At 70.0% G+C, this 911-nt stretch carries 2 protein-coding genes; both read left to right on the forward strand.

Annotated elements, in window-relative coordinates; all coding sequences use genetic code 11:
- The first annotated feature begins 95 nt into the window (after positions 1–95).
- The gene (locus I55_RS10625) at positions 96–662 is read left to right on the forward strand and encodes an RNA polymerase sigma factor (RefSeq protein ID WP_044560522.1); all 567 of its coding nucleotides are present in this window, start codon (positions 96–98) and stop codon (positions 660–662) included.
- A partial coding sequence (locus tag I55_RS10630) for a hypothetical protein (protein ID WP_044560523.1) occupies positions 659–911 on the forward strand: 253 nt, incomplete at its 3' end. The genes I55_RS10625 and I55_RS10630, both read left to right, overlap by 4 nt.

Here is a 911-nt window from a genome sequence, read left to right on the forward strand (position 1 = left end):
TGCTGCCTTCTTTTCGGGATGGCGTGTTCCAGAGCATGGCGGCCTGGCGCGCCCGCCGCTGACGGCGGGACCCGGGCCTGGAAGGGGATGCGGTCATGAAGGACATGATGCTGCTGATCGAACCGCTGATCCCCCCGCTGCGGCGCTATGCCCGGGCGTTGGTGAAGGATCACGCGGCTGCCGACGACCTGGTGCAGGACTGCCTGGAACGGGCCATAACCCGCTGGCACCAGCGCCGGGCGGACGGTGACGCGCGGACCTGGCTGTTCACCATCCTGCACAACCTGGCCGTCAGCCAGATGCGCCAGAACAAGCGGCGCGGCGGCCATGTGGCCCTGGACGACGGGACGATTGAGCCCATGATCGCCCGGCCGGCCACGCAGGAGGATGCCCTGCACCACGCCGACGTGATGCGCGCCCTGGACACCCTGCCGGAGGAGCAGCGCAGCGTGCTGCTGCTGGTGGCGGTGGAAGACCTGACCTACGCCGAGGCGGCACGGGTGCTGGACATCCCCATCGGCACCGTCATGTCCCGCCTGGCCCGGGCGCGGGAGAAGCTGTCACAGAAGATGGACGGGGCGGCCGCCGCGCCGAATGCCAGTGTAGGCGCCACCATCCACCGCCCCGTTTTTGGCGGATCGCTTTTCAGGAGAGTGAAATGAACGCGGGTCGCCCCATCACCGAGGAGGACTTGCAGGCCTACGTCGACCGTGCGCTGGACGCCGGCCGCCGGGCGGAGGTGGAGGAATATTTGGCCACCCATCCCGACGCCGCTCAGCGGGTGACTGTGTACGCCGCGCAGCGAGAGGCCCTGCGCGCGGCACTCGCCCCCATCGTGGAGGAGCCGGTGCCCGACCGCCTGAATCTGGCCCACCTGATCGAGACGCGGCGGGACCGCCGGGCGCGCCCCT

The organism is Azospirillum sp. B4 (assembly GCF_000333275.1).
Classification (GTDB): Bacteria; Pseudomonadota; Alphaproteobacteria; order Azospirillales; family Azospirillaceae; genus Nitrospirillum.